General features: G+C 55.1%; 4 protein-coding genes. 1 reads left to right on the top strand and 3 read right to left on the bottom strand.

What is annotated here, in order from left to right:
- Positions 1-117: 117 nt before the first annotated feature.
- The 3 genes from AABO57_05660 to AABO57_05650 form a co-directional block, all read right to left on the bottom strand.
- A complete protein-coding gene (locus AABO57_05660) occupies positions 118-2,556 on the bottom strand; it encodes a polysaccharide biosynthesis tyrosine autokinase (GenBank protein MEK6285208.1) in 2,439 nt (812 codons plus the stop codon).
- On the bottom strand, positions 2,543-4,042 hold the full coding sequence (locus AABO57_05655; GenBank protein MEK6285207.1) for an O-antigen ligase family protein: 1,500 nt from the start codon (positions 4,040-4,042) through the stop codon (positions 2,543-2,545). The genes AABO57_05660 and AABO57_05655 overlap by 14 nt, the downstream gene beginning before the upstream one ends.
- A gap of 1,516 nt (positions 4,043-5,558) precedes the next feature.
- Positions 5,559-6,461: a hypothetical protein gene (locus AABO57_05650; GenBank protein MEK6285206.1), complete on the bottom strand. Its 903-nt coding sequence runs from the start codon at positions 6,459-6,461 to the stop codon at positions 5,559-5,561.
- Between the two features lie 710 nt (positions 6,462-7,171).
- On the opposite strand from AABO57_05650, the gene AABO57_05645 reads away from it, so the two are divergent.
- The gene (locus tag AABO57_05645) at positions 7,172-8,257 is read left to right on the top strand and encodes a nucleotidyltransferase family protein (protein MEK6285205.1); all 1,086 of its coding nucleotides are present in this window, start codon (positions 7,172-7,174) and stop codon (positions 8,255-8,257) included.
- Positions 8,258-8,731: the final 474 nt, after the last annotated feature.

Raw genomic sequence — 8,731 nt, 5'->3', positions numbered from 1 at the left:
GTCATCCGTCATCGGTCATCCGTCATCGGTCATCCGTCATCGGTCATCCGTCATCCGTCATCGGTCATCCGTCATCCGTCATCCGTCATCCGTTCGTCATCCGTCATCCATCATCCGTCATCCGTCATCCGTCATCCGTCCGTCATCCTTCTCTCCGTAGTTGGAGTAATAGCGCTGATAGTAATACTCGTCGTAGCCTTCGCGACGCATGTCAACGTTGTTGAGCACGACGCCGAAAACTTTCGCCCCGACGCTCGACAACTCCTGACGGGCGCGTTGCACAACGCTGCGGGAGCTCTTTCCGCCGTGCACTACCAGGATGACGCCATCGACCAGGCTGGACAGGATCACCGGGTCGGTTACGTGTATCAGCGGCGGCGAGTCGATCAGTATGTGATCGTAGCGTTCGGCAAGCAACAGCAGCAGATTCTTCATCCTCTCGGAGCTGATCAGCTCAGCCGGGTTGGGAGGAATCGGGCCGCAAGGGAGCAGTGATAGATTGGGTATCTGTAGTTTGTGTATCAGGCTATCGACCTCCATCTCGCGCGAGAGGTAAGTCGACAGTCCCTTTGTTTGATCGATACCGAAAACCTTGTGCGCAGCGGGCTTTCGCAGATCGCAGTCGATTATCAGCACCGACGCCCCGAGCTGCGCGAGCGAGATCGCGGTGTTAACCACCGTTGTAGTCTTGCCTTCTCCTGGCTGCCCGCTGGTAACCAACACCGTTTTCGGCGGGTTGCCGGCAGTTGATAGCAACATCGAAGTTCTGACCACTCGATACGCTTCGGCGGCCGTTGAGCGATTGTCGATCAGCGCCAGACTTTCGGAGCTATATGGAAACTCCGGCGCTGGGTTGTTCGATCCATTACTGGCGGCCAGCTTCTTGCCATTCCTGCTCGCGCGAAGCTTGGCAGGCATATGCCCTTGTATCGCCGGAATCACTCCGAGGGCGGGGAGCCGCACGTAGCGGCCAACGTCGTCGACCGTCTTGATCGTGTTGTCAAGGTATTCGAGAAAGTAGGCCAGCCCCACTCCGCCGACCAGGCTCAGGAAGAATCCGATCATTATCATCCGAAACCGCGCCGGGCCCACCGGCCCGCCCGGCGCGCGCGCCGGTTGAATCAATCGCATATTGTTGTGTTGCTGCGCGACTTCGACTTTTGCCTGACTGGTCTTTTGCAGGAAGTCAGTGTACAGCCCCTTCGCAGTGTCAACTTCCTGCTTGATTATGTTGTATTGAATTGCGTCCTGGTTCTGCTGAACAGCCTCGCCTTTCGCGTGCCCGAGCGCGATCTTCAATGACCTCTCATCGCGCAGCGCCAGTTCGTATTCCGCCTTTAGCTTGCCTTCAAGCGCCTTTCGACTCGATTCAAGCTGCGCCCTGGTAGTCTTGATCTGAAGCCGGGTCTCGATGACCTGCGGGTAGTCCGGTCCGTATTTCAGGTCCAGCTTCTCACCGGTTGCCAGTAACTCGTCCAGCTTGTTTTGAAGGGCAATGAGCTTGGGATCAGAGAACGCCGCCGGCAATTCGGCCACTCGGCCCGCCTTCACTTCTTCGTACACCGACTGCTTCAGTATGCGTTCGGTCTCCGAGCGAGTGGCTTGCTCGTGCAGGCGCGACAGCTTGTCGGTAGTCAGCGTCTCGCCCTTGCCTTCAGTCGAAAAGATATTGTGTGTTTTTGAATAGTCGGCCAGGTCTTGTTCGGCGCTCTCGACCTTGGCCTTGAGCTCGCGAGTCGTGGTGTCCAGCCACTTCGAAGCGCTGGTGAACTTCTCGGTTTTGCCCTCGAAGGTCTTGTTGATGAAGTCCTGCGCCACGCCGTTCGCCACGGCAGCCGCAAGCACCGGGTCGGTGTGAGTGAAAGTCACCTTGAGCGTTCGCGTTTCTTTGACCTGCTCAGCCTGCAAACCACCCTGAATCATCGAGACGTAGGGGGCGAGCCGCGCGCTCTCTTCTTTAGGGCGGGCCAGCGAAATGTCGGCGTCCGGGGTCAACGCCCCGACTTTGGCCGGGGGGTCTCCCTCCTGATTCTTAAAAGTAGCTCTGTTCAGAATCGCCTGCACCGCTTCCAGGAAGGATCGCCTCGACGACTCGGCGAACTTCGGGTTCTGATCGAGCTTGAGATCGGCGACGACGTCCTCTAGAAGAGGCTCGCTCATCAGACGAAACAGGTGAGTATTGATGGCAAGCTGGGGGTAATAAATGTCCGCATCGTCAGTCTGGATGACGACCCCGTTGGTCGCTGACCTGACGGCAGGCGAGTCCTTACCGAGCTCTATGAACGCCGATGCGCGGTAGGTTGATTTCGTACTGTAAGCTTCGATGGTTACCAGAGTGGTGATGATGACCGCGATGATGGCGATCAGCCATTTCCGCTTTCGAATCGTGCGCCAGAGCTCGCGCAGATGCAGCCCCTCTTCCTCGTCGCCGTAGCCGTACCCATAGCCGTAAGCGGGCATCTCCGGGTAGCCCGGCGCGGCCGGATAATGCGGCCGCACAAGCGCAGCTTCATCGAGAGGCTCAACCTTTTCGATTTCGACTCTATCGCCTGCCATTATTGCTCCTCCCGTTCCCGGCCATCATACCAAGAATGACGGACGACAGGCGACCGGTGACGGTCGTCGCTCGTCGGTCGTCGGTCATTCGGTCATTCGGTCGTCCGTCATCCGTCATCCCGCGGGGACTGCGTTCTATTCCGCCGGGGCCAACCGCTGCGGCCGCCGAGGACGCGATGGCGGAAAGAATCAAAAACAACAAAGCATTGGATGGTATCTGCAGATTGAAATCAAACAGACTGTGCACCAGGAGCGCGAAGATGCCGGCTGCGGTTCCCAGGCCGAGGGCTCTCAGCAGCGGGGCGGACGATTTCATGGCCTCCGCCACAGTCCGCGCGACTGCAACGATGAACCACACCGCGATTGCCCCGGCTACCACGCCGCCGTCGGATAACACTTGCAGATAATCGTTGTGCGCGAACTGAACCAGAAGCGAGCCATCGCCTCGCCCATAGATTGGATAGACCGTTTCAAATGCTCCGAGTCCTACGCCAAGTATCGGGTTAGCGCGAAACATCCGGAGAGTGTCAGCCCAGATCCCCTGCCGGTCCATCGCGGCGTTGCTCGTCAGGGGATCGCCGATCATGCGTCTCAGGATGTCAGAGTCCGCGCCGATCCATACGACGCCGATGATGATCGCCCCGACAATCATGACGATCACCGTCGCGGGATTAAGTATGAGCGAAGACCTTCGGCCGTCTTCTGACGCCCGGTGTTTGCGTCGCAGCGTCATCAGGGCGATGAAGAACACTCCGGCCACTAGGCTGATCATGCCGCCGCGTGATAGGGAGGCGGCTTCGGCGAGGCCCATGATCGCCGCCGCAAAGCCGTAGAACAGCCGCGATTCGAGTTGCGCGCGCCGGGACAACGCAAGCGCGAGCGGTATCGGGATCAACATCTCCATGTATCCGGCAAAATGATTGCGATTCACGAACGGCCCGCCGGTGCCGGCTCCAATCGCGGCCGTGGGCCGCACCCAGAAAAGTTTCCCTTCCCAGGTGAAGTGTTGAATCAGCGCGAACACCGCAAGTGCCAGCCCGAAGATGATCAAGAAGTTTGCCAGCGTGCGCAGCCGCTCGGGACTGGTAAAAAAATTCGCGGCGATCAAAAAACAAATGAAGAGAAAGAAGATCACCGCTACCGCGCCGCGGGTCGCTTCGACATCCTTCGACAAGCTGCTGGTCTGGCCTCCGCTCCCGGTAATCGCAATGCTCTGCGCCAAGCCGAGCAACACAAACGCGCCGAGGGGCAGGGCGGGCGATGGAATTCTAATCTCGAGTTTTTTGTCGAGGACCGCCTTCGCAGCCCATAGCAACACCAGAACCAGGACGATCAGTTCAAAGATCGCAACCGACCAGGCTTCTACGGTGCCGAGCGCGAGCGAAGTAAAGACCACCGTGACCATCAAACCGATGGCGATCGACCTGTCAACGGCATTGCGGATTGCGGATTGCGGATTGCGGATTGAATCGGACTTCGTACTCATTTTCGTTCGTGAGTGACTCCGCGATTCGCAATTCGAAATCTGCAATTTGCAATTTGCAATTTGCAATTCTCGGGAGCAAGCTACGCCCTCGAGTTTTTGAGCCCCGCGGGGAAGCCACTTGCGTGGCGATTCAATTGTTCGGCCAGGCGCACTGTCCGAATCTTTCGGCGAGCGCCTGGCAATCACAAAAAGAGCAATACTTCGAAACCAGTGCAAGCGACGCACACCGATCAGATCGTTTATCGGGGGATTGGTGCGACTCTGTCTCCGTGCGCCAGTCTCATGCGAGAAAGAGCCTTCAAAACCTGAGCGGAGCCACGAGCCCAGGTGTTTGAAAATCAACCTCGCGGCCTGTTCGTAGCTCTGGTCTGAAGCGTCTTTGCCTAACGCTAACGGTTCGGCGAAAAGATACTGTATAAGGGCTTTGCTGTCAACGAACTTAGCACCCGTCGCAAGGATGAATGACTACCAGGCAGGAGGTACTGGCGGCGGACCGGTTGAACTATCCTTGAATAATGCTTGACCTGAGGAGGCGCACGGTACTCGCGGCTTACCCACGTTGGTAAAGTAGGTGGGCGTCGGTGCTTGAGTGACGTGCCGAGGTGTGACTGAACGCGTTATGAAGCTCTCTTTACCGGGGGTCTGATAGCTTTTTTGGTTGACAATGATGTGCCGTCTGCTTTACAAACTAGTTGCACCCCCGGAAGATCACGAAGATCTTCGATACCGAAAAGCGCTCAGTCACGAGCCGATTCGAAACTCTTGGCAGACTGAGATTTGAAGCCGTTGAGGAGACCTCCCAATGAATGAGAGCATGAACCACGCGATGCCGCGCGCACGTCGGGAAGAATTACTTGTACACGAGCTAGCAGACGAAGTGCTGGTGTATGACCTCAAACGCCACAAGGCTCATTCGCTGAATAAGACGGCGGCTCTTGTGTGGCAGCGCTGCGATGGTCAGACCAGCCTCACGGAAATCGCCCGGCTTCTCGGAGAAAAGTTAGAGACTGAGGTTGATGAGAATGTGGTCTTGCTCGCCTTGCAGCAACTCGATAGGGCACATCTATTGGGAGAGGGCTCGCCACTCGTCGAGACCTCCCGCTTGTCACGCCGTGAGTTAATGAGAACATTGGGGTGGTCGGCTGCGGCGGCGTTGCCATTGGTCACTTCCATTCTTGCGCCAACCGCACAAGCACAAGCAAGTGCCTGTATCCCAGCGGGCGGAGGACTCCCTTGTACGAACGCTACCAACTGCTGCAGCGGAGTTGGCAACTGCACTACTGGCAACCCAGCTAGCCGGGTATGTATATAATTATTGGAGTCAGAGATTTAAAGCCGAACTAACAGCAAGTATTTGTACACGTAGTCCGGTCAGGTTTCTTAAACGCACTAAGCCCGATTACGTTAAACCTGCTCTAATACAATCGATAACTTAAGGTGGCGCTCGCCAGAAGGAAATCACCGTTTTAGAAACACATCACCGTGTTTCTTCGACACTTTTGCCCCTTTGTTAATTCTATGGTAGTGAACTCAAGATTTCACTGGCGCCATCCCCGTCTGTATCCGCCCAACCATACAAAACTGGATCTGTAATGGGATCATCGGGTAAGAATCTGCTTTTAGTTGATATTGTCCACTCATGCTCCCAGCCAAAAATATGACCAATCTCATGGTCGTAAAGCGCCTTTCCTATCCAAAACAGCTCCGACTTATCATATGAAGCTAGTTGACCTAAGTCCGCAAAATCTCTTTTGGCAAAATAATAGCCTATGTATGCAAAATTTCCCCCGTAGTTTGCAAATCCCCCGGCAGGACTCTGGGGGTTTAGATCCAGCGCCACATAAATATCAAAGTCCTCTCTTTTATGACCTTGATTCAGAACATAAGAAATAATCTCCTCGGTATTTCGGGGGCTTGCTATCTCCGTACTAGAAGCCAAGAAGTTTGTGTTGATGAATTGAACCATCGCCTTATCGTTACCGCACGCTGAGGCATATTGAAAGTAGTTGTTATTCATCTCTTGCTGTACTTCTGTCCATAGAGTACTCAACAAGGTTGCAATATTGGTGTTCCCGTAGTCTATGGCTACAACCGCTACCCGGTAGGTTCCGTAAGGCCTTTTCGCCTCGCCGGCGAATGGCAAGACCGTTCCGTCTGCTAGGAGATAAAGTCGATACCTCAACGAATCTCTGTATGCCGTGCTGGTCCAGTAGCGCCCCATGTCGTCACTTCGGCTTCCCACATAGGCCGGCGAGGGAACATCAAGACCGAAGTATTGTTTATAAGCATCAACGATTTTTGATTTAACATTGTTGACAGAGCCTTTTTTTTGCGCAGGTGCCGTTATCGTGTTCGTTAATAGCACTACAAGGATCACGCATAAGCGGAGACACACGAATATTTTCTTGCCAGTAGACATACACTCTCCTTTTCACAGTTGTTTGGTTAAAACGTGACTTTCGGTACAGGGGCCTTACTCTTTAGTGGCAGGTCTTACACTGCCTCGCTTCGGCTATCAAACAGAGGCAATCGGCGTTCCGCCGTCGCGCGCCGCCTTTGTATCCTATGCCCCATTGACTATATGGGGGTAATATATTCAGAATACAGTAAGAAAAGTAATCGCGGGGCGACATAATTGGCCGGCGGCTCGCGGGCACAACTGTAAGATAACATATGAAAAAAGGTTTCAAAATTACACAATTGAACAGAGATATTCCACACAAAGTGCAAAAGCAGCCCTTATCTTCGACGTTCTCGGCTTCGAATCGGACGTCACGGCATTGTTTGGGGGGGGGCAAGCTCTTTGGCAGTGTCGAGGCAAGAATGTTCCGCTAACTTTTGGGCGTCGGTTGTCTATGGTCTGGTTGGTAAGTCGAGTATCACAACTAAAGGAATCAAACACCATGCTGCGATGCGCAGCGTTGAGTATCGTCGCGACGAGGCTGGCCGCTGTAACATCAAGCGTGGCGACAAAGGGCAGTCAATATCACACGCGTCAGCGGAGATACTCCACACCGATGTCAATAAGGGACATTCTGACTTGCCCGCAATGGGAGTAAGCGGATTATTATCGTCAGAGACGTAATACTGGTCTGATTGGATAAGGTACCTTTGGATGACGTTCGATCTATGTCTTTGGCTCAACTCGCCGGGCAGCGCGGTCGACTAATGGCAGCGCTGCTGGCTGGAGCCTGGCGAAGCTCTCCGCCGGAGCTTCAGACGCTCGCCGAAGAGCTACCCGCGCTTACACGCATGGTGATGGAATCCGGAGCGGCGTCACTGGTGTGGCGGCGAGTGCGTCACTGCGAATCGCTCGATTCTCGAGTCGCTCAAGAACTTCGGCAAGCATATCGCCACTCGACGATTCAAGGAGACCTACACCAGCATGAGATCAAGCAGGTGTTCACGCTTCTTCGTTCGGCGGGCGTAGAACCGGTGTTAGTCAAGGGGCTGGCAGCGGCTCTCTTGTATCCGGAACCAGGTCTGCGGCCCTCGGGTGATATCGACCTGTGCGTTCACCCGGCTCAATACCAGACCGCAACCGTAGCTCTAGACGACTGGACGGACCATCAATTCGCGGTAGATCTTCACGACGGATTCTCGAGCCTTGATCGGGGAAGTGCAGACGACCTGTACGACCGTTCTCAGTTGATAAGCCTCGGAGAAGTGAATGTTCGCGTGCTGGCGCCCGAAGACCACCTCCGGGTGCTTTGTATACATTTCCTGCGGCACGGCGCGTTCCGTCCCCTGTGGCTTTGTGATATAGCTGCGGCAGTGGAATCGCGGCCGGCAGACTTCGATTGGGAGCGTTGCTTAGGGACGGATCGCCGGAGACGTGATTGGGTTGCATGCACTATCGGATTGGCGCACCAACTGCTCGAAGCGCGGGTGGGCGATACGCCGGTAGAGCGCAGGTCCAAGAATCTGCCGAGATGGTTGATCCCAAGTGTTCTGAAACAATGGGACGCGCCAAACACGATGAATCATGGAGTGATGAAACACCGAGCCGCAATGGCGGACTATCTTCGCAACCCCTTGGGTGTATTTAAGGATATTCGTAACCGGTGGCCGAACCCGATCGAAGCGACGGTCTACGTAGGCGGACCTTTCAATGAACTTCCGCGATGGCCGTTTCAAATCGGCGAATGCATCGCCCGCACTGCGAAGTTTGTTGTGCGGCTGCCACGGTTGATGACTCAACGAAGAAACCCCTAGCAGGCTGCTGAAAAAGCCAAAAAGGGCATCACCCAGGGGCGTGGCGATAATCCCACCAACGCAGTTGGTGGATTGTTCATACGTGGCCTACAACCAAGAACGCAGCGTGCTTTTGAATCCCACCAACGCAGTTGGTGGATCGTTCATACCCAGCCTAACTCTCCGCTTGGAATTACTTTTCGGCTGATCAGAGCCAGGTCGGATATGAACGATCCACCAACTGCGTTGGTGGGATTCGGGATCCCCGCCCAGTGTCCCGTGTAGGCTGAGTATGAACCGATCCACCAACTGCGTTGGTGGGATTGCACCTGAATACTTGTGAGTCATCGACTTTTCAGCAGCCTGCTAGAGACGGGAGTAATCGCGTGAGCGGTGAAGTCCTGGCAGATTGCCGGACCGCGGACTAGCGGAGTGCCGATAATCCCACCAACGCAGTTGGTGGTTCGTTCATACTCGGCCTACTGATCGGCGCCC

The sequence above is a fragment of the Acidobacteriota bacterium genome, assembly GCA_038040445.1.
Taxonomy (GTDB): Bacteria; Acidobacteriota; Blastocatellia; order UBA7656; family UBA7656; genus Onstottus_A; species Onstottus_A frigus.
This window is presented reverse-complemented; position numbering and strand designations above follow the sequence as displayed.